The sequence below is a fragment of the Actinomyces sp. HMSC075B09 genome (assembly GCF_001812395.1).
Lineage (GTDB): Bacteria > Actinomycetota > Actinomycetes > Actinomycetales > Actinomycetaceae > Gleimia > Gleimia europaea.
On the sequence record NZ_KV808731.1, the window covers coordinates 143,225 to 163,474 of the forward strand.

29 protein-coding genes are annotated in these 20,250 nt (G+C 55.0%); all 29 read right to left on the reverse strand.

Annotated features, from left to right (window positions below; genetic code table 11):
• Positions 1–7 precede the first annotated feature (7 nt).
• The 29 genes from HMPREF2854_RS01475 to rplP all read right to left on the reverse strand — a co-directional run bounded on the left by HMPREF2854_RS01475 (position 8) and on the right by rplP (position 20,250).
• A complete protein-coding gene (locus HMPREF2854_RS01475) occupies positions 8–2,599 on the reverse strand; it encodes a Z1 domain-containing protein (protein WP_070618104.1) in 2,592 nt (863 codons plus the stop codon).
• A 139-nt stretch (positions 2,600–2,738) separates the two neighbouring features.
• Complete coding sequence (locus HMPREF2854_RS01480; RefSeq protein ID WP_070618107.1) at positions 2,739–3,788, reverse strand: DNA cytosine methyltransferase; 1,050 nt, start codon at positions 3,786–3,788, stop codon at positions 2,739–2,741.
• A 244-nt stretch (positions 3,789–4,032) separates the two neighbouring features.
• Positions 4,033–5,379: a phosphoglucosamine mutase gene (glmM, locus tag HMPREF2854_RS01485; RefSeq protein WP_070618110.1), complete on the reverse strand. Its 1,347-nt coding sequence runs from the start codon at positions 5,377–5,379 to the stop codon at positions 4,033–4,035.
• A 152-nt stretch (positions 5,380–5,531) separates the two neighbouring features.
• Complete coding sequence (rpsI, locus tag HMPREF2854_RS01490; RefSeq protein WP_016444107.1) at positions 5,532–6,023, reverse strand: 30S ribosomal protein S9; 492 nt, start codon at positions 6,021–6,023, stop codon at positions 5,532–5,534.
• 44 nt (positions 6,024–6,067) lie between these two features.
• Positions 6,068–6,511 (reverse strand): 50S ribosomal protein L13, encoded by a 444-nt coding sequence (gene rplM / locus HMPREF2854_RS01495; protein ID WP_070618113.1) that lies wholly within the window; start codon positions 6,509–6,511, stop codon positions 6,068–6,070.
• Between the two features lie 243 nt (positions 6,512–6,754).
• The gene (truA, locus tag HMPREF2854_RS01500) at positions 6,755–7,663 is read right to left on the reverse strand and encodes a tRNA pseudouridine(38-40) synthase TruA (protein WP_070618117.1); all 909 of its coding nucleotides are present in this window, start codon (positions 7,661–7,663) and stop codon (positions 6,755–6,757) included.
• Positions 7,651–8,400: an ROK family protein gene (locus tag HMPREF2854_RS01505; protein WP_070618121.1), complete on the reverse strand. Its 750-nt coding sequence runs from the start codon at positions 8,398–8,400 to the stop codon at positions 7,651–7,653. The genes truA and HMPREF2854_RS01505 overlap by 13 nt, the downstream gene beginning before the upstream one ends.
• A gap of 88 nt (positions 8,401–8,488) precedes the next feature.
• Positions 8,489–9,025, reverse strand: a complete 537-nt coding sequence (rplQ, locus tag HMPREF2854_RS01510) for a 50S ribosomal protein L17 (protein ID WP_070618124.1) — start codon at positions 9,023–9,025, stop codon at positions 8,489–8,491.
• Between the two features lie 30 nt (positions 9,026–9,055).
• The gene (locus HMPREF2854_RS01515; RefSeq protein WP_034506897.1) at positions 9,056–10,045 is read right to left on the reverse strand and encodes a DNA-directed RNA polymerase subunit alpha; all 990 of its coding nucleotides are present in this window, start codon (positions 10,043–10,045) and stop codon (positions 9,056–9,058) included.
• Between the two features lie 138 nt (positions 10,046–10,183).
• Positions 10,184–10,588, reverse strand: a complete 405-nt coding sequence (rpsK, locus tag HMPREF2854_RS01520; RefSeq protein ID WP_034506900.1) for a 30S ribosomal protein S11 — start codon at positions 10,586–10,588, stop codon at positions 10,184–10,186.
• Positions 10,589–10,625: 37 nt separating this feature from the next.
• On the reverse strand, positions 10,626–10,997 hold the full coding sequence (rpsM, locus tag HMPREF2854_RS01525) for a 30S ribosomal protein S13 (protein WP_016444114.1): 372 nt from the start codon (positions 10,995–10,997) through the stop codon (positions 10,626–10,628).
• Positions 10,998–11,149: 152 nt separating this feature from the next.
• On the reverse strand, positions 11,150–11,266 hold the full coding sequence (rpmJ, locus tag HMPREF2854_RS01530) for a 50S ribosomal protein L36 (protein ID WP_016444115.1): 117 nt from the start codon (positions 11,264–11,266) through the stop codon (positions 11,150–11,152).
• Positions 11,267–11,303: 37 nt separating this feature from the next.
• The gene (infA, locus tag HMPREF2854_RS01535; protein ID WP_016444116.1) at positions 11,304–11,525 is read right to left on the reverse strand and encodes a translation initiation factor IF-1; all 222 of its coding nucleotides are present in this window, start codon (positions 11,523–11,525) and stop codon (positions 11,304–11,306) included.
• A 150-nt stretch (positions 11,526–11,675) separates the two neighbouring features.
• On the reverse strand, positions 11,676–12,521 hold the full coding sequence (gene map, locus HMPREF2854_RS01540) for a type I methionyl aminopeptidase (RefSeq protein ID WP_070618127.1): 846 nt from the start codon (positions 12,519–12,521) through the stop codon (positions 11,676–11,678).
• A 64-nt stretch (positions 12,522–12,585) separates the two neighbouring features.
• Positions 12,586–13,197, reverse strand: coding sequence for an adenylate kinase (locus tag HMPREF2854_RS01545; RefSeq protein WP_070618129.1), 612 nt, complete (start codon positions 13,195–13,197; stop codon positions 12,586–12,588).
• On the reverse strand, positions 13,194–14,486 hold the full coding sequence (secY, locus tag HMPREF2854_RS01550; protein WP_070618132.1) for a preprotein translocase subunit SecY: 1,293 nt from the start codon (positions 14,484–14,486) through the stop codon (positions 13,194–13,196). Before secY ends, HMPREF2854_RS01545 begins: the two co-directional genes overlap by 4 nt.
• Positions 14,487–14,635: 149 nt before the next feature.
• Positions 14,636–15,091, reverse strand: coding sequence for a 50S ribosomal protein L15 (gene rplO / locus HMPREF2854_RS01555; protein WP_034506908.1), 456 nt, complete (start codon positions 15,089–15,091; stop codon positions 14,636–14,638).
• Positions 15,092–15,093: 2 nt separating this feature from the next.
• Positions 15,094–15,279 (reverse strand): 50S ribosomal protein L30, encoded by a 186-nt coding sequence (gene rpmD, locus HMPREF2854_RS01560; protein ID WP_016444121.1) that lies wholly within the window; start codon positions 15,277–15,279, stop codon positions 15,094–15,096.
• Positions 15,279–15,953, reverse strand: coding sequence for a 30S ribosomal protein S5 (gene rpsE, locus HMPREF2854_RS01565; protein ID WP_034506910.1), 675 nt, complete (start codon positions 15,951–15,953; stop codon positions 15,279–15,281). The genes rpmD and rpsE overlap by 1 nt, the downstream gene beginning before the upstream one ends.
• 28 nt (positions 15,954–15,981) lie before the next feature.
• Entirely contained in the window at positions 15,982–16,350 is a 369-nt protein-coding gene (gene rplR / locus HMPREF2854_RS01570; protein ID WP_034506912.1) for a 50S ribosomal protein L18, read from the reverse strand.
• Complete coding sequence (gene rplF / locus HMPREF2854_RS01575) at positions 16,350–16,886, reverse strand: 50S ribosomal protein L6 (RefSeq protein WP_070618135.1); 537 nt, start codon at positions 16,884–16,886, stop codon at positions 16,350–16,352. The genes rplR and rplF overlap by 1 nt, the downstream gene beginning before the upstream one ends.
• A 12-nt stretch (positions 16,887–16,898) precedes the next feature.
• Positions 16,899–17,297, reverse strand: coding sequence for a 30S ribosomal protein S8 (gene rpsH, locus HMPREF2854_RS01580; RefSeq protein WP_034506916.1), 399 nt, complete (start codon positions 17,295–17,297; stop codon positions 16,899–16,901).
• Positions 17,298–17,366: 69 nt separating this feature from the next.
• Positions 17,367–17,552, reverse strand: a complete 186-nt coding sequence (locus tag HMPREF2854_RS01585) for a type Z 30S ribosomal protein S14 (protein ID WP_016444126.1) — start codon at positions 17,550–17,552, stop codon at positions 17,367–17,369.
• A gap of 3 nt (positions 17,553–17,555) precedes the next feature.
• Complete coding sequence (gene rplE / locus HMPREF2854_RS01590; RefSeq protein ID WP_070618138.1) at positions 17,556–18,101, reverse strand: 50S ribosomal protein L5; 546 nt, start codon at positions 18,099–18,101, stop codon at positions 17,556–17,558.
• The gene (gene rplX / locus HMPREF2854_RS01595) at positions 18,098–18,544 is read right to left on the reverse strand and encodes a 50S ribosomal protein L24 (RefSeq protein WP_016444128.1); all 447 of its coding nucleotides are present in this window, start codon (positions 18,542–18,544) and stop codon (positions 18,098–18,100) included. The genes rplE and rplX overlap by 4 nt, the downstream gene beginning before the upstream one ends.
• Entirely contained in the window at positions 18,544–18,912 is a 369-nt protein-coding gene (rplN, locus tag HMPREF2854_RS01600; RefSeq protein WP_016444129.1) for a 50S ribosomal protein L14, read from the reverse strand. The genes rplX and rplN overlap by 1 nt, the downstream gene beginning before the upstream one ends.
• 407 nt (positions 18,913–19,319) lie before the next feature.
• Positions 19,320–19,589 carry a 30S ribosomal protein S17 gene (rpsQ, locus tag HMPREF2854_RS01605; protein ID WP_070618140.1) on the reverse strand — a complete coding sequence of 90 codons (270 nt, stop codon included), beginning with the start codon at positions 19,587–19,589 and terminating at the stop codon, positions 19,320–19,322.
• A 5-nt stretch (positions 19,590–19,594) separates the two neighbouring features.
• Entirely contained in the window at positions 19,595–19,831 is a 237-nt protein-coding gene (gene rpmC / locus HMPREF2854_RS01610) for a 50S ribosomal protein L29 (protein WP_016444131.1), read from the reverse strand.
• The gene (gene rplP, locus HMPREF2854_RS01615) at positions 19,831–20,250 is read right to left on the reverse strand and encodes a 50S ribosomal protein L16 (RefSeq protein WP_034506926.1); all 420 of its coding nucleotides are present in this window, start codon (positions 20,248–20,250) and stop codon (positions 19,831–19,833) included. Before rplP ends, rpmC begins: the two co-directional genes overlap by 1 nt.

The following is a 20,250-nucleotide window of genomic DNA, read 5'->3' on the forward strand; positions in this document are numbered from 1 at the left end:
TTTTCCTTCACCTAGAGCTTTCAGGTTTCACTGATACATAATCGCCATCGCTCTTTTCAGTTCTTGAGAGGAATGGAGGTATCAAGCCGAACAAAGGAACATCTGCCGGCGCATTAAGCGCACATCGAGTTTTCGAGTCATTATTCGAAGGAGCAGAGTACTTGTCAATCAAATACAGCAACAAAAGCCCGTTACCGCGAGCGTCCCGCCTGCGCGCCTCAATTTGTTGTCTTATTCCTAATCCTGGCTCAACTGCTTCAATATCGGCACTAACATCATCCGGAGCAATAACTGCCCTGATGTCTGTTGCATCATCATCACTTGTAATAGTTCGAGTACGTTTTGACAGGGTAATCTCCATCCCGTCGACTAACTCAACCCGTTTGCCGAACTTTGGTGAAACAAGGACTACATTCCACTGTTTAGACATCGCATGTTTATTAATCCAAGCGCCTATCACTTCGGGCTGGAGCGAACTCACCTTTTCGTGGACGTTATATCGGTCTAGAAAAGCCAATATTTCTGCCGAGGGCACATCAAACAGTACCCAGTTGTTTCGAATGCGTTTCGCCTTCGAACAGGATTGATTAAAAGCCGCGACCGAATCGACGAACGCCTGCCAGTTATGTGCAATCGGCTCCAGATCATTCTCGAATATTTGCGTCTGTAGCCTTACCCCTTGAAGATTACGGTCTACCTTGTGCGCAAAGTACATTTTGTTGTTCGAGGTTAACTCGAGCACCCCGGGGTATGTGCGCATCCGCACTCCAATTTCACCCGGCGTCTGTTGCCCATCTACGAAGAACTGTGCTTCTTCACGTAATTCGGACTCAATATCAGCTATGTACGTGAACTTATTGCGCACGCCTAGACTCATCCACACTCTTACAAGATCTTCATATCCTGGCCTATAGCCGAACCAACGGCCCATCTGCGCCAAGGTATCGGCAGCCTGGGATACACGTGCGAAATACGAACAAACTAATCCTTCAAGCGTTAACCCTCGAGAAAGCGTGTTACCACCAACAACAATGGTCGTAGCCGGGGCATCAGCATCGTATTGCAACCGCTCATCTGACTCTGAGTTGTCGACAATGACATTCGCCTTTTGAACTAACTCCAACAAGATAGGTTCTAGTTCTCCCCAAGATTCACCGGGTTCCACATCAGGTGACAAACGCGCTAAATATTCTACGGAGAATACCTCTTCGAAATGTTCTAATAGCTCTGCTTCAGACAGATCCTGCAATACGTCTAGATAAGCATTGATGAGACTCGCGACGGACTGGTGTGATGAGGTTTTCATTGATGTGTGCACGAGCATCGTCGAATGACGCTCCCCGTTGCGGAGCCTTCTTATCGCAGTCGCCACAATGAACCAGTCAATGGCCGCGCGCAGACTCGGAACCATCTCAGGTACGCCATACACGCCTTTACGCTTTTTTGGTTCGATACGTTTTACTTCACTGTCGGGGATTTCTCTAACGGCATCTAGCACGGGTTCAAAACCAGGTTTGTCCGTTAATCCAGCCTCACGTCGTCCAAAGTATTCCAACGCACCGTAATAACCATCGGGCTTCTTCATAGCGATAAAGAAATCAGAAGGATAGAGTTCGAACTCGTCATTCGGATCCATTAGTAGATTCGCAAACGGCGTGGCGGTGTATGCGACATATGACCCGATTTTCACCGATTCCCAGATCGTACGGATGCGCTTGTTGATAGTGGAAATTGCGTTCTTTTCAGCCTCGGTGTTTGGGGTTGCTTGATCCGACTCATCATCGATTATCAGTACGGGAAACGTTGCCAAATCAGAATCCCGCATGTTCTTTAGAAATCTACTGACATTCTGTAAAACTACAGTGTTCTTCTTAACAACTGCCAGAAACACTTTCTCACGGTCTTCCACGATGCTCGTCGAACCGATTTTCGCAGCTCGAGCATTCATGTCGCCGTCAGCTGATGCAACGGTTTCTAGATCAACACTCGTTAACAAGAACCATTCGTGTTCTTTGGCAGTCCCTTCAGGTATAAAACGTTGCCCAACAGCCAGGTCTCGCTCAAGACGCAGCTGTGTTTGCTGGCGAAGCGCAGTGTACATGCCCGAGAGCACGATAATCATCTTGTATCCGGCATCGACTGCCTTTGCTATGACGGCTGCGTAGTTAGCAGTTTTACCTGATTGCACATAGCCAAGTACGAGACCCTTTTTCCTGTCACCTCGTTTCAAAGGGTTTGCCAACTGGCCCACTACTGTGCTGGATTCCGAATCGATAGTATTTAGCGCGCTCCTCATACCGGAGTCGTTGGAAAGTCGATCCCGATATTGCGCCCAGCAACCGCCAGATTCCTTTGCTCCGTGATACCAATCTGCAAATCCGTCTTTAGTGGTAACCGAAGTCTTCAGAAAATTGGCTTGCACCTCTTGATGCCGGGCTTCTAGCTGGCCATACACTTCATCGAGTATTTGAGGCAAGCAATTGGCCCTATCAAACTGCGAATATCGCTTCTCTGCTTGCTCCCTCGTACCCTGCTTCTTCGCGAAAGCATCGACTTTCTTGCGTAGCCTCTGCGCCCAAGGTTGATTAATACAGTCCATTATGCCTTCTAGGTCACGCCGGTGTGAATACAAGTTCAGTATATTTGAGAGCCTCCAAAAGACTTAATGTTCAAGCCCCGACGAGCAATTCCATATCCAGATAGTCTTCCGGACCATCAAGAGCCGCTACAGATATGCGCTACTTGAAACTGGGCTCCTGCCATTCGTATTCGACACCAGCCATAGTTTTAAGAATCGCTTCGAAAATGACCTGCGCTCCCTGGGGTGGGACAGCCATTCCGATTTGGCGACGAACTTTTTCTTTACTTCCACAAAAGTCAAAATCATCTGGGAAAGTCTGCAAACGAGCCCGCTCACGATTAGTCAGTGCGCGCGGCTCATCCCAGTGATACATATGCGTGCCTCCGCCCCCAGAACCTGTAACCGTGTATGCCGGCTTATCAGGGTCTAAACGCCTGTAGATCTGACTTATCCGAGTCCTAGTATTGATCTGTAAGCGAGCCGGTAAGTCGGCTGTGAACGCATTCTGCCCGGGTTTAATGTGCTTGAGTCTCTCAACAACTTGAGAGGACTGCCTAGTCTTTTCAGTTCCGGTCAAACCACTCATGTTTCCTGCCAATGCCGTGGACACGGAGACATCCACATGCTTGTAGGGTTCAACAGACGGCACTTTGAACGGTTTCTTTAGATCTTTATGCATACCGACCACGATTATTCGGTGACGCGCTTGAGGGACGCCGTATTGCTCGAACTTGTATAGGTTTGGAACGATTTCGTAACCAGCTCCCCGAAGTTCCTTCATGATGCGATCGAAGGCTTTGCCCGCATTGTTGGAGCGCAATCCCCCAACATTTTCTGCAATAAACCATTGCGGTTGGAAAACCTCGAGAGCCTTCACTCCATACTTGTAAAGAGGGCCGAATTCGCCAGAGATTCCTTTTCGTTCGCCAACGATTGAAAAATCATTGCAGGGAAATCCAAACGCAAGACCATCAATACCGCTGATCTCGCTCAGTCGGTTGTAATCTAACTCGCGAATATCCTCACATATGACCGACCGTTCAGAAGCACCTTCAATGTTCTTGATATAGGTATTACAAGTATCCGCATCATAATCAGTGGCCCACACATGCGTGATCTTGTCACCGTTACCTATCTGCGCATGCTGAGCCCCTAAGCCCAATCCTCCCGGGCCGCAGAACAGCTCTCCAAGGCGATAATTTCGCAAAATTTCCCAGCCTACTCCTACGTACGTACTACGCACATGACATATCACGAACCGTGATAACTACACGCAGCATATCAAGCAGCATACCAGGCAAACCGCTTGAGTGCAGCTCTCACCCATAACCTCTAAAATGCCGTGTACTGTACTGCCATAACAGGTCTAATGAAAACGGAACTGCAGGGACGAATCCCCACAGTTCCGTTACTGTCCTGGAAGTCACCTAGCGACAGATGACTATTACAATCTAGAGCGACAGGCGTTCCTTCACCACGTCGGCGATTAGGCCGGCCTCGTGATCAGCCTGCTCCTGGGTTGCTGCCTCAACCATGACGCGCACCAAAGGCTCCGTGCCCGACGGACGCAGCACCACACGACCGGTCTCGCCCAGTCGCTCCTCAGCCTCACGCACTGCAGCCACAACTGCCTCGTCATCCGTGCGCTTCTTATCCACGCCACCCACATTGATCAAAATCTGCGGCAAACGCTTCACAAAATCTGTAGCCTCGGCCAGCGAACGATCCGTCTCCTTCAACATGCGTGCGATCAACAACGACGTCAGCACACCATCACCCGTGGTTGCATGGTGAGAGGCGATCACGTGGCCGGACTGCTCGCCACCCAGCGTGTAGCCCTTCGCTCGCATCTCCTCCAACACGTAGCGGTCACCCACAGCCGTCTGAACCGTCTTAATGCCCTGCTCCTTCATCGCGAGCACCAGGCCCAGATTCGACATCACCGTGATCACCAGCGTGTCATCAAACAACTTTCCACGCCTACGCAGATCCAACGCCAACGCGCCCATGATCTTGTCACCATCAACCAGGTTGCCCTCAGCATCAACTGCCAAACAACGATCCGCATCACCGTCATACGCCACACCAAAATCAGCCTTCGACGCCACGGTGAACGCCTGCAACTGCTCCGGATGAGTAGAACCGCAATCATGGTTGATATTCCTGCCATCAGGCGACGCGTTAATCACCACAACGTCAGCCCCGGCCTCGCGAAGCGCCTCCGGACCAAACCAAGATGCCGAACCGTTAGCCGCATCAACCGCGATGCGCATACCCCTGAGCGACGTACCAACCGCACCTACAAGATGCTCAATATACGAAGACGAGGCGCGCGAATCATCAAACTCGATCTCGCCAACCGCTTCGCCCACCGGGCGCTCCCACGGTTCGCCAATCAAACGCTCGATCGTGTCCTCAACACGGTCCTCCAACTTAAAACCGCCGTGGGCAAAAAACTTAATACCATTATCCGGCATCGGATTATGCGACGCGGAAATCATCGCACCCAGCTCAACGTTCTCCGTAGCCGTCAAATGCGCCACCATCGGAGTAGTAGCCACGCCAATACGCGTCACATCCATACCAGCCGCCGCCAAACCAGCAGCCAGCGCATGATCCAAGAACTCGCCCGACAAGCGCGTATCGCGGCCAATAATTGCGCGAGGACGCGACCCCGAACCATTAGAAGAACGCGCCACATACCTAGCGGCAGCCTCCCCCAGTTCCAACGCCAAATGCGGGGTTATATCCCGATTTGCAAGCCCACGTACACCATCAGTACCAAACATCCGAGGCATAGCATTCCTCCAATCGCGGGCTACATGCGCCCTCTAACAAACAAGAAAAACGATACTCCTAAAAAACTTTTACCCCACAATCATATGAGCAAAACACAAAAAAGAGGCCCGCACCACGTGGTGCGGGCCTCCAAAACGCAATCAGCCAAACATTAACGCTTGGAGTACTGCGGAGCCTTACGTGCCTTCTTAAGACCAGCCTTCTTGCGCTCCGTGACACGAGCGTCACGAGTCAAGAAACCAGCCTTCTTCAAAGCCGGGCGGTTAGCCTCACGGTCAATCTCGTTGAGCGCGCGGGCAATGCCAAGACGCAAAGCGCCAGCCTGGCCAGACGTGCCGCCGCCATTAATGCGAGCAATCACGTCAAAACGACCCTCAAGGTCAAGAAGTACAAAAGGTGAGCGAACCAGCTGCTGGTGCAACTTGTTCGGGAAGTAGTCGTCCAACGAACGACCATTGACCTTCCACTCGCCAGTGCCCGGAACTAGGCGCACACGCGCAACGGAGCGCTTGCGACGGCCCAGGCCAACACCCGGAGCGGTAATCGACTGGCCAGCGCCAGTCTTCTCGGTCTCAGTTTCAGTAGTGTACGAGCTGGGGGCGTTCTCCTCTTCCAGCACGTCGATATCGGTGGTCTCAGCCACAGTTCTCCTCAGTTTTACTTACTGGCGTCCACAGCGCTGGGCGCTTACTGGGCGACCTGGGTGATCTCGTAGGGAATCGGATTTTGAGCCGCATGAGGGTGCTCCGGACCTGCGTAGACACGGAGCTTCTTCATCTGAGCTCGACCGAGCTTGTTATGCGGGATCATACCGCGAATAGCCTTCTCAACAGCACGCTCAGGGTACTTAGCAAGAAGTTCACGGTAAGAAATCTTCTTCAAACCACCCGGGAAACCGGAGTGGCGGTAAGCGAACTTCTGATCCAGCTTGTTACCAGTAACGGCGATCTTGTCAGCGTTAATAATGATGACGAAATCACCCTGATCAAGGTTCGGCGTGAAAGTAGGCTTATGCTTCCCACGAAGTAGCCTGGCAGCCGCAGCTGCCACACGGCCGAGGACGAGGTCAGTGGCGTCGATAACGTACCACTTCTTGACGTCGTCTCCGGGCTTAGGAATATAGGTGCGCACGGGCGTGGCCTTCTTCTTCTAATTCGGGAGCGCCGCAATATTCAATGACGAATAATTGCAACCGCTCACATTCAGGTATTGCTCGCGTCATTGCGTCTGGGCGTTAGACCAGTGAGTGGGAAGTTCTGATCCGCGCACACTAGACGCACAACGTCTTACAGCTTAACGACCTAGCGGATCAGCGTCAAAGGAACAGCGCCCATTAGTGGCGTATTACTCATAAAACACGCTGGCGTCGACCTATTAGCAGCCGAGCGACCTCAACCTGCGCGTTCGTTTCTGCTGGTCCGCCCATTCGTCCTTACCAGGATACTCCACCGCAACCAACGTCAGGCCATGTGCGGGCGCGATCGGCACCGAATGAGATCTGCTGGGCTGTTCCACCAGCTGCCTAACCCACCCGCGCGGACGCCGCCCGCGTCCTACCTCTATAAGCGCCCCCACCACGGACCTCACCATCGAATGACAAAAAGCATCCGCCGACAAGCGCACTTCAATTCCCGTTGAGGAGCGCTCCACCCTCACCTCTTCCAAGGTGCGGATAGTGGTAGCCCCCTCCCGAGGCTTACAAAATGACAAGAAATCGTGCTCCCCCAGCAGGCAGGTTGCTTCTGCCTGCATGGCGTTCACGTCCAACTGCGCACCAGTCCACCACATCGTGGCAGCGGTGAGGGGATCGTTCGTATCCACCCGATCTGAAATGCGGTAGCAATAGTGGCGCTTAAGTGCACTAAACCGGGCGTCAAAATCAGCGGACACCACCCGGACAGACTTCACCACCACATCTGCGCCAGCACCCTCACTGCCGCGCGACAACAAACCGTTCAAGCGTCCCTGGAGGGCCGCCATCCCGGCCTCAAAATCACCCTCACGGTTGAGCTTTGAAATACGGCTTTGCTCCACGTCAAAGTTCGCCACCTGAGCCGCCGCATGAACACCAGCATCAGTACGCCCCGCCACCGTTAGCGTCGCCGGCGTGCGCAGAAGAGTTGCCAAGGCCTCCTCAACCTCACCCTGCACCGTACGCAAACGCGGCTGACGTGCCCAACCGCGAAACGATGTTCCCAAATACGCCAGATCCAAACGGACACGAACCACGGGCTCTGCGGCCTGCTCAACTACGGGTGGCGCGGGTTGTTCTAAACGTTCCAAGCTCGCACCCCGCCACGGATTCCCGCGTCATTAGGCACAATCACCACGTCATCACCCAAATGCTCGCGGTGAGACGGCGTAATCCGCACCCCATTGCCTCCACCGATATACAAGCGGTCCCACATGTACATGGGACGGAGTGCAGCTACCGTGCGGCGAACGCGACGCGACCAGTGCGCGTCCCCTAGCCGCAACCGCTCATGCTCCCCCAGGTAATCGTCATAGGTCAAACCCCAGCGAATCGGCCCCTGAGAGATCTCCGTATGCGGCGCCAGCCTGCCCGCATCAAACACCGCGTTTCCCAAACCGGTCCCCAGCGTAATGATCATCTCTAAGCCCGTGCCCGCAATCGCCCCAGCACCCGCAACCTCCGCATCATTCAGCACGAGCGTAGGAACCTGTAGGCGCTCCTCCAAACTCCTGCGCATGTCAAACCGCGACCACAGCTGCACCAACTCGGGCAAAACCTTAGAGCGAGGGCCATCCTTCGTAATGTAGTGCGGCGTCGCAATCACCACACCGTGGCGAATCATGCCGGGCATACCCACCGTCACGCGATCCGCATGCGGCAGATGCACCGCTAAATCCACAATCGTGTCAACCAGTAGCGCTGGCGGCAAAGGGTAGGGCGTAGCCGTGCGCACAGCCGGGGCAATCATCGTGCCGTTCTCATCCAGCACCGACGCCTTTATTCCACCCCCACCGCAGTCAACAGCCAGGGTCAAAATCTCACTCATGCTCCCCATCCTAGCGGCCCGCAACCTGCGCAAAAACAAAAGGAGGGCGCGGACCAAACGATCCGCACCCTCCTTGAAGCAGTCAGACTTACTTCTCGGTTTCCTCAGCAGCCTCGGCCTCTTCAGCCTCAGCAGCCTCTACAACCTCTTCAGCCTCTTCAGATTCAGGAGCCTGGGCGGTCTCCTGCTCCTTGACCTCGTCCTCAGCCGCCGCAGCCATAGCTGCAGTCTTGTCGGCCTCCGCGATAACAGCCTTCTTCTCAACCTTCTCGGTCACGATAGAAATCTGAACCATCGGAGCGTTGTCGCCACGACGATTGCCGAGCTTCGTGATACGGGTGTAGCCACCCTGACGCTCCGGATCAATCGACGGTGCGATCTCGTCAAACAACGTGTACAAAACGTCCTTATCCGAAATCGTCTTAGCAACCGTGCGACGAGCGTGAATGTCACCGCGGCGAGCCTTGGTGATCATCTTCTCGGCAAGCGGCTGCAAGCGACGAGCCTTAGCGGCCGTCGTCGTGATCTGTCCGTGAATGAACAGTTCCCTGGCGAGGTTCGCCAGAATGATTTTTTCGTGCGCCGGGCTTCCACCCAGACGAGGGCCCTTCGTAGGCTTGGGCATGATTTCTCCTATAAAACTTCTGTGCGATGCTTACTCGTCGCTGAACTGGATAGAACGAGGCTGATCAGTGGAACCACCGGGCATTACTGCGTCTTTAAGCGTCATGCCAAGACCAGCAAGCTTCTCCCTGATCTCCTCAATAGACTTCGTACCAAAGTTACGAATATCCAGAAGGTCAGCCTCCGAGTGAGCAACCAGCTCGCCAACGGTCAAAATACCGCGGCGACGCAAGGCGTTGTAAGAACGGGACTGCAGCCCAAGCTCTTCAATCGGAAGAGCCAGATCCTGCGCAAGCGTCTCATCCGTAGCGGACGGACCAATCTCAATGCCCTCAGCCTCAGTATTCAGCTCGCGAGCTAGACCAAACAGCTCAACAAGCGTCTTACCAGCTGAAGCAAGAGCGTCACGCGGCGAAATGGCCGCCTTAGTCTCGACATCAACGACGAGACGGTCAAAGTCCGTACGCTGCTCAACACGAGTAGCTTCAACCTTGTAGGTAACCCGCAAAACGGGGCTGTAAATCGAATCAACCGGGATGCGAGAAATCTCTGCATCCGCGCTCTTATTCTGAGCGGCCGAAACGTAGCCACGGCCACGCTCCACGGTCAGCTCGATCTCCAGCTTGCCCTTCTCAGAAAGCGTGGCAATGTGAAGATCCGGGTTGTGAACCTCAACCCCGGCAGGAAGCGTAATATCTCCCGCCGTTACCTCACCGGCCTCATCCTTACGAAGGTACATGACAACAGGCTCATCATTCTCAGACGAGAGAACGATCTCCTTGATGTTCAGGATAATCTCGGCGACATCTTCCTTAACGCCCGGCACGGTCGAAAACTCGTGCTGAACGCCATCAATGCGGATAGACGTCACAGCCGCCCCCGGAATGGAGGACAGCAAGGTACGACGCAAGGAGTTACCCAGCGTGTATCCAAACCCCGGCTCTAGGGGCTCCAGTGTAAAACGCGAGCGGTAGTCGCTAACCTTCTCTTCTGTCAGAGTGGGTCGCTGTGCAATGAGCACGTCTGTGATCCTTTCTGCTCAACATCCGCCATATGACATTGAGCGGTGTTACCAGCACTTGCTGGAACAGGTTTGGCGTTGAATAACCGGGAGGCTAATCAACATCGACGTGGAGACTCAAAGGTCTCGATGAAACGCTCAGACGCGGCGACGCTTCGGCGGGCGTGCACCGTTGTGCGGCTGCGGGGTGACATCCTGAATGGAGCCAACCTCAATACCCGTTGCCTGAAGCGAACGGATAGCAGTCTCACGGCCGGAACCCGGACCCTTAACGAAAACGTCAACCTTCTTCACACCGTGCTCCTGGGCGCGGCGAGCTGCGGACTCCGCAGCAAGCTGAGCAGCAAACGGGGTGGACTTACGCGAGCCCTTAAAACCGACCTGGCCGGAGGAAGCCCAAGAAAGGACAGCGCCGGTTGGGTCTGTGATCGACACGATCGTGTTATTGAACGTCGACTTAATGTACGCGTGGCCGTGGGGCACATTCTGACGAGTCTTGCGCTTACCCTTACGAGCCACCGATGAACGCTTAGTAGTAGCCATAACTTATTCTCCTGCGAGTAACAGCCAACCCCGTGGGTTAGGCCTTCTTCTTTCCGGCAACAGTGCGCTTCGGGCCCTTACGGGTACGAGCGTTCGTCTTGGTGCGCTGACCGCGGACCGGCAGGCCACGACGGTGGCGCAGACCCTGGTAGGAACCAATCTCAATCTTGCGGCGGATATCAGCCTGAACCTCACGGCGCAGGTCACCTTCCACCTTGTAGTTGCCCTCGATGTACTCACGGAGCTTTACGAGATCCTCTTCAGTGGCGTCCTTTGTGCGCAGATCCGGTGAAACACCGGTTGCGGCCAAGGCTTCCTTAGCGCGCGTGCGGCCAACGCCGTAAATGTAAGTAAGCGCAACTTCCAACCGCTTCTCGCGGGGGAGGTCTACGCCGGCAATACGTGCCATGTTTTCACTCCAATGGTGAAGTAGGAGGTGGTCACTTCATCATCTAGGTTCTAATCCCCAGCCCCGGCCTCCTCAACCGAGGGTCTCGCACCCGGGAAAATCCCCCGGAGCGGCCGATGAAATGCTTATTGATTTATAAAACAGCTTTGGGCTTAGCGGCCCTGGCGCTGCTTGTGTCGCGGATTGTCACAGATGACCATAACCTTGCCGTGGCGACGAATCACCTTGCAGTTGTCACAGATCTTCTTGACACTCGGCTGTACCTTCATGGTTCTACCTCCACCGAAAATCGGCTTAGTGTCGGTTTTACTTGTAGCGGTAAACGATGCGTCCGCGCGACAGGTCGTACGGGCTAAGCTCGACGACGACGCGGTCCTCCGGAAGAATACGAATGTAGTGTTGGCGCATCTTTCCGGAAATATGTGCCAGAACTAGATGCCCGTTACCAAGCTCAACTCGAAACATCGCGTTAGGCAGAGCCTCCACGACGGTTCCTTCCATCTCAATGACGCCGTCTTTTTTCGCCATATCCTCCGTCTATCCCCTACAGGTCGTTTGGAAACCCCCAAAACTGAGGGCGAGCCTATGCACACCGAATTTCGGGTACAGATTATGGCCCAACCATCGAGTTTATAGGATATTTGATGGCCTGGAAAGGCCCCGAGCTTGTTAAATCACTCACGCGCTGAGCGGCGTGGGTTTCACCCCGTACGGAGCCAAACCGGCTGCGCCGCCATCTGGAGAAGTCAGCACCCAAACGCCCTGACTTGTACGCGCGATAGTGTGTTCCCAATGCGAGGCCAAGCTTCCATCCGAAGTCTTAACCGTCCAGTCATCTTCAAGCACAAACGTTTCAATACTTCCATCGGTCAGCATTGGCTCTACCGCCAAAACCATGCCCGGTTTAATTCGTGGTGACAGACCGCGTGGACGGTAATTCAATACCTCTGGCGCCTGATGCATTGCGGTGCCGATACCGTGCCCCGTGTACTCCTCGATGATTCCGGCCTCCCAGTTGCCGTCGCGGCGCTTCTCCACCACTTCTTCAACCGCGTCGCCAATATCGTAGATGCGCTTCCCCTTCGCAACCGCGGCGAGGGCAGCCCACATGGATTCTTCGGTCACCGAGTTCAAACGACGAGCCTCATCCGAACCGGCTTCATCGCCGCCCACAATCATCGTGAATGCCGCGTCGCCATGCCACTGCCGGCCTTCGCGCTCCACGTAAGCCCCGCAGTCAAAAGAGACGAGGTCACCGCGCTCCAGCCGCGTCATATCCGGGATGCCATGCACCACCGTGTCATTCACCGAGATGCAAACCGTTGCCGGGAAACCTCCGTAGCCAAGGAAGTTTGACTTCGCCCCGTTCTTTGCAATCACACCTGCCGAAACTTCGTCCAGCTCTAGCAATGTCACACCCGGCACGGCCGCTTGACGTAGCGCCCTATGAATATCTGCTACAACCAGCCCGGCCTCACGCATCCACAAAATCTGCTTATCGGACTTCAGCTCAATTCGAGACATACCAACCTCAACACGTATAAAGCGGTGAACCCGCTGAAATCTCAGCGGGTTCACCATCATCAAACTACTTTTCTAGCAAGCCGTGCTCGATGAGCACCTTGCGGATGCGTTCCCACACCTCATCAACCGTGCCAACACCATCCACTTGCACCAGTTTGTCCTGGTCCGCATAGTAGGTAACCATCGGTTCCGTCTGATCCTTATACACCTCAAGGCGGCGACGAATCACCGGCTCAGTGTCATCAGCGCGTCCCTCGATCTCGGCCCGCTTCAACAAACGCTCAACGACCTCATCAAGTTCAACCGCGATCTCAAGAACCAGATCCAAATCGCGCCCCGTGGCGGCAAGCACGTCACGCAAGTAAAACGCCTGTTCAATCGTGCGCGGGTAGCCATCAAGCAAGTACCCGCCTGCAACGTCTGGCGCCGACAAGCGTGCCTCCACCATCGGGTTGGTAACCGAATCGGGAACGAACTCGCCCGCATCCATATAAGACTGCGCTTTTTGACCAAGCTCGGTGCGGTCTTTCATGTTCTGGCGGAAAATCGCGCCGGTAGAAATTGCGGGGATCTGCAAAGCCTTGGCAATACGCTTAGCTTGCGTTCCCTTCCCAGCACCCGGTGCACCAAGAATCAAAATCGCAGGGCCTACATTTGCCCCATCTGGAGTTATCACTGGAGGAACCCTTCGTAGTGGTGCTTCTGTAGCTGCGAGTTAATTTCCTTAACCGTCTGCAAACCAACACCAACGATAATCAAAAGCGTTGTTCCGCCAAACGGTAACTGGCCAGCCTCAAGCTTCAAAGGAATGATCGCAAGAGTTGGGAGCAACGCGATGATTGCGAGGTAGATAGCGCCCGCCGACGTAATACGGCTCATCACGTAACGCAGGTAATCCGCGGTTGGACGGCCCGCGCGAATACCGGGGATAAAACCGCCGTAGCGCTTCATGTTGTCCGCGGTCTCTTCCGGATTGAACGTGATTGACGTGTAGAAGAACGCGAAGAAAATAATCAAGATCGCGTTGATCAGCATGTACATGGCGCTAGTGGACAAGAAGTTACGCTGAATCCACAGGACCCAATCCGCAGTGGGTTCACCGAAGTTAGCGATCATCGGAGGTAGAGCAAGAATAGACGTGGAGAAGATGACGGGGATAACGCCCGACATGTTGATCTTCAACGGAATGTAAGTGGCGGAACCACCCATCAAGCGGCGCCCAACCATACGCTTCGCGTACTGGACCGGAATGCGGCGCTGGGCCTGCTCCACATAAACCACGGCCAGGGTGATCGCCAGAATAAGAGCCACGATCCAAAAGACCTTGCCCCATCCGCCACCACGGCCGATAGACATGAGGCGAGCAGGCAAGGTCGCCGTGATCGACGTGAAAATAAGGAGCGACATGCCGTTACCAATACCGCGCTCCGTAATGAGCTCACCGAGCCACATGATGACGCCAGTTCCAGCGGTCATAACAATGACCATCAGAAGGAACGTGACCGGACCCTGATTTGGGATCAATGGCACGGAGCAGCCTGGGAACAGACGGCCCGACATCGCCAGCGAAATGATGGTCGAAGACTGGAGGACACCCAAGAAAATCGTCAGGTAACGCGTGTACTGCGTGAGCTTAGAACGCCCCTGCTGTCCTTCCTTATGAAGATCATCAAAACGAGGAATAACCACGCGAAGAAGCTGAACGATAATCGACGCCGTAATGTAAGGCATGATACCGAGCGCAAAAACCGACAGCTGTAGGAGCGCGCCACCGGAGAATAGATTCACCAGATCGAGAAGCGAGGTCTGATCCTGCTGTGCCAAACAAACCTGAACATTCGGAGTGGAAACACCCGGCGTAGGAATGAATGAGCCCAGCCTGAACAATGCCATGACCATCAGCGTGAACAGCATTTTGTTCCGAAGATCAGGTGTTCGGAATGCCTGTGCAAATGCGGAGAGCAAGCGTCCTCCTGGGATAAACAAATCAATTCAAGCGTAATCGATCTTAGACTAGCGCATCATTATGCTAGGTCTGAAACCAGATTAAGCAAACGGTAAAAGTGCGGCCCGACCATACTGATCGGGCCGCACCTCATCTCAGACAGCTGACATTAGCGAGCGGAAATGGATCCGCCGGCAGCAGTGATCTTAGCTTCAGCAGATGCCGACCACTTATCAACCGTAATGTTGAACTTCTGGGTGAGCTCGCCCTGGCCCAGAACCTTCACTAGTTCGCCACCGCGAACAGCGCCCTTGGCTACAAGATCCTCAACGGTGACGTCGCCACCCTTGGGGAACAGAGCCTCAATCTTTTCCAGATTCACAACCTGGTACTCGACGCGGAACGGGTTCTTGAAGCCACGCAGCTTCGGAAGGCGCATGTGCATAGGCATCTGGCCGCCTTCGAAACCTGCGGGAACCTGGTAACGAGCCTTCGTGCCCTTGGTACCACGACCAGCGGTCTTACCCTTCGAACCTTCACCGCGGCCAACACGCATCTTGCGCTTGTTGGAACCGGGTGCCGGCTTAAGGTCGTGGAGGCGCGTGATTGAGTATTCTTCACTCATGGTCAGTCGACCTCCTCTACCTCGACCATGTGGCGGACGGCGCGAACCATACCGCGGTTGGACTTGTTGTCCGGCAGAACAACCGACTGGTTGATCTTACGCAGACCAAGAGCACGCATCGTGGCGCGCTGACGCTCGGGACGACCAACATCGCCGCGAACGCGAGTAATCTTCAGATTCTTAGCCACTAGTTGCTCACCCCTGCCGCAGCCTTATCGTTCTCGGCCTTCTCAGCAGCAGCGCGACGCTCAGCTTCACCCTCCGCGCGAGCGCGAAGCATGGAAGCCGGAACCACGCGCTCCAGCGGAAGTCCGCGACGCGCAGCAACAGCCTCGGGAACCTCAAGTTCCTTCAGCGCTGCAACCGTAGCGCGAACAATGTTGATTGCGTTCTGCGAGCCAAGCGACTTCGACAGAACGTCGTGGATACCCGCGCACTCAAGCACTGCACGAACCGGGCCACCGGCGATAACACCAGTACCGGGGTTTGCGGGACGTAGCATAACAACGCCCGCAGCGTCCTCGCCCTGAACCTTGTGCGTGATCGTGCGACGGATCATCGGAACGCGGAAGAAGTTCTTCTTAGCCTCTTCAACGCCCTTCGCAATAGCCTGAGGAACTTCCTTAGCCTTGCCGTAGCCAACGCCGACAGTGCCTTCGCCATCTCCAACGACTACAAGAGCCGTGAAGCTGAAACGACGACCACCCTTAACCACCTTAGAGACGCGGTTAATGGTAACTACACGCTCAATGTACTGGTTCTTGTCGTCACGCCGGTTGTTGTCACGGCGCTGATCGCGACCTGAGCGGCGCTCGCGACGCTGCTCGTCGCGTCCCTCAGAGTTTTCCTGATTTTTAGCCATCAGTGTGTTCTCTTCCTTTCGTCGCTTCTTACAGCGTCAGGCCGCCCTCGCGGGCACCCTCTGCTACAGCGGCGACACGGCCGTGGTACTTGTTGCCACCGCGGTCAAAAACCACAGCGGTGATACCGGCATCCTTAGCACGCTGAGCGATCAGTTCGCCAACACGGCGAGCCTTCTCAACCTTCGTGCCCTTGCCATCAAAATCCTTTTCCAAAGTGGAAGCGGATACGAGCGTGTGACCAACCTGGTCGTTCACAACCTGCGCAACCATGTGGCGGTTAGAGCGGGTCACTACCAGACGAGGACGCTCCGCAGTACCGTTAACGTTCTTACGAACACGCTGGTGACGACGCTTGCGGGCAATGAATTTGCCCTTGCCTTTAACCGTGTAAGCCATTACTTACCAGCCTTTCCAACCTTGCGACGTACCTGCTCGCCGGCGTAGCGAACGCCCTTGCCCTTGTAAGGCTCGGGAGCGCGAATCTTGCGGATCTTCGCAGCGGTTTCACCAACCAGCTGTTTGTCGATACCGGAAACAGAGAACTTGGTCTGGTTCTCAACCTTGAACTCGATCCCTTCCGGAGCCTCAACGACTACCGGGTGGGAGAAGCCAAGCTGGAACTCAAGGCCCTTGCCCTTCGCGGCAACACGGTAACCCGTGCCCACAATCTCAAGTTCCTTGGAGTAACCCTGGGTTACACCAACAACCATGTTCTCAATCAAGGAACGCGTAAGACCGTGCATTGCACGAGCCTCACGATCGTCACCATCGCGAGAGACCTTAACCTCGTTATCCTCGATAACCGCGGCAACCGGGCCCTTCACGACGTAGCTAAGTTCGCCCTTCGGGCCCTTAACCTTAACTTCGCGATCCGAAATCGTAACGTCAACACCAGCGGGGATCGGGATCGGAGTCTTGCCAATACGTGACATGAATAGTTCTCCTTACCAGATGTAGGCGAGGACTTCCCCACCTACTCCCCTGTTGTATGCCTCGCGGTCAGTGAGCAGGCCGGACGAAGTCGAAAGAATCGCAACGCCAAGACCGCCACGAACGCGCGGCAGGTTGGTGGACTTTGCATAAACGCGCAAACCCGGCTTAGAGACGCGCTTTACGCCAGTGATAGCGCGCTCGTGGTTAGCACCGTACTTGAGGTCAAGCGTCAGAGTTTTACCAACGCGGGCGTCCTCTACCTTGCTAGCGGCAATGTAGCCTTCCCTAACAAGGATCTCAGCAATAGCTGCTTTGAGCTTAGAATGCGGCATCGACACCGACTCATGCTGTGCCGAGCTCGCATTACGCAGACGCGTGAGCATGTCTGCGATGGGATCAGTCATTGTCATCGGGGTTTCTCCCCTTCCTCAACGCGGTTTCCAAAACTGCTTATCAGCATTGGACCTGCGATGTAGTCGTTACCAGCTGCTCTTAGTCACACCCGGAAGCTCGCCGTTAAGAGCGAGTTCACGCAGGCAGACACGGCACAATCCGAACTTGCGGTACACCGAGTGCGGACGACCGCAACGGTTGCAACGCGTGTAAGCACGAACCGCAAACTTAGGCTTGCGGGCGGCCTTTACTTTCAAAGACGTCTTCGCCATTTGTCAGTTCTCCTTGAGCGGGAAGCCCAGGCCGCGCAGAAGCGCACGACCCTCATCGTCGGTTTTGGCTGACGTGACGATCGTGATGTCCATGCCACGAACGCGATCAATGTTGTCCACATTAATCTCGTGGAATACGGACTGTTCCGTCAGGCCGAACGTGTAGTTGCCGTTACCGTCGAACTGCTTCGGGCTTAGACCACGGAAGTCGCGAATACGCGGAAGTGCAAGAGAGATCAGGCGATCCATGAACTCCCACATGCGGTCACCACGCATCGTGACGTGCGTGCCAATAGGCTGACCCTCACGCAGCTTAAACTGCGCGATCGACTTACGAGCCTTGGTAACAGCCGGCTTCTGGCCGGTGATAACGGTCAAGTCGCGAATCGCACCCTCGATAGCCTTCGAGTCACGAGCCGCATCTCCAACACCCATGTTCACGACGACCTTAACCAGGCCACCTACCTCCATGGTGTTAGCGTGCGCGAAGTCCTTCTCCAACTTCGGGCGGACCTCATCAATGTACTTTTGCTTCAAGCGAGGGGTCATGCTCCGATTTCCTTTCCAGGTTCGAGGCCGCGCTTGGTACCACCACGAACCACGCGGATCGGGTTGCGGTTAATACGCTTGCCGTTCTCGTCGCGCTCAACGCGGAAGCCAACACGAACACGCTTCTTCGTATCCGGATCCACAAGAGCCACCTTGGAAATGTGGATCGGAGCCTCAATGTGCTCAATGCCGCCAGTTGTGGCGCCCTGGGCAGACATGCCCTGGCGCGTGTGGCGGGTCTTCACGTTGATGCCCTCAACGAGGACCTTCTGCTCGGCTGGGAACACCTTGATAACGCGTCCCTGCTTGCCCTTATCGCCAGGCGCTAGAGGAGCAAGCCCCTCGGCCTCGCGGCGCTTGTTGCGCTCATCAATCTTCTTCTGATCGCTCGTGCGACCAGAGATGACCTCTACCAGGTCACCCTTCTTAATTTTTGCTGCCATCAGAGCACCTCCGGTGCGAGTGACACGATCTTCATGAACTTCTTGTCACGAAGCTCACGGCCGACGGGGCCAAAGATACGGGTACCACGCGGTTCGCCATCACTCTTAAGGATGACAGCTGCGTTTTCATCGAAGCGGATGTAAGAACCGTCTGGGCGGCGGCGTTCCTTGCGGGTACGCACAACAACTGCCTTGACGATCTCACCCTTCTTCACGTTGCCGCCGGGGATAGCGTCTTTCACGGATGCGACGATAGTATCGCCAACACCCGCATAGCGCCGACCCGAGCCACCGAGGACACGGATGCACAGGATTTCCTTAGCTCCCGTGTTGTCGGCAACCTTTAGTCGCGACTCCTGCTGGATCATTCGTTGTACTCCTGTCGTCGAGCTGGTTCTCATACACGCACAAAATGCGCTTGAGCCTGGCCGAACGTATACGGACTTGTGCGCGAAAACTCGCGCTATGTTACCTCTTCACTTCAGACTCGAGCACACCAGGAAACCATCGGTGCTAGGTCTCTGAAACAAAGCAGGCTGGGTCTTACAACGTGGGCGTGGTGGGTTAAGCCACTCAGTGCTATACGCGCACGTTTGGAAAAATGCGCACACTGCCACTGCTGCAAAGACTGCAACCCCAACAGCTTACGCTACTTCCCCACTCAAACCAAAGAGAGGGCGGAAGAAAAACCCTGTGCCTTTGCTCACCCACATCATAAATAAAGAATGTAGCCACCCACTCGGATGGCTACATTCTGAAAGGTTGCAAGTAGAAACTACTTGGCTCGCTCGATTACCTCGACTACGCGCCAGCGCTTCGTCTTGGAGAGCGGACGAGTCTCCATGATGCGAACCAAGTCGCCAACACGGATCTCGTTGTTCTCGTCGTGCGCCTTAACCTTCTTCGTACGGGTAACAACCTTGCCGTACAGAGGGTGCTTGGTGCGATCTTCGAGCTCTACCACGACCGTCCTATCCATCTTGTCGGATACGACGTAACCGCGGCGAACCTTACGGTGGTTACGAACTACAGGCGTTTCGCTCACTTAACTCACTCCTCGCTATTCGGTGCGGTGCGAATACCGAGCTCACGCTCACGCGCCACAGTGTAAATACGGGCGATGTCACGGCGAACAGCCTTAAAGCGGCCGTGATCCTCAACCTGTCCGAGAGCCTTGGAGAAACGCAGGTTAAACAGCTCTGCCTTAGCCTTCTCAAGCTCGCTCGCAAGCTGGGCGTTATCCATCTCGTCGAGCTCAGCCGTCGTTAGACCCTTCTTGTCTGCCATTATGCGTCACCACCCTCACGGACCACGAACTTGGTCTTAATCGGGAGCTTGTGCTGCGCGCGACGCATAGCTTCACGAGCTACGTGCTCGTCAACACCAGCAAGCTCAAACATGACACGACCCGGCTTCACGTTAGCGATCCAGAACTCCGGAGCGCCCTTACCGGAACCCATACGGGTTTCAGCAGGCTTCTTCGTGAGCGCATGGTCCGGGAAAATGTTGATCCAGACCTTACCGCCACGCTTAATGTAACGGGTCATTGCAATACGAGCGGCCTCAATCTGACGGTTCGTGATGTAGGCGGGCTCAAGAGCCTGAATGCCGTAATCGCCGAACGCAATCTCAGTGCCACCCTTCGCCATACCCTTACGGGTCGGGCGGTGCGGTTTGCGGTACTTAGTCCGCCTTGGGATAAGCAC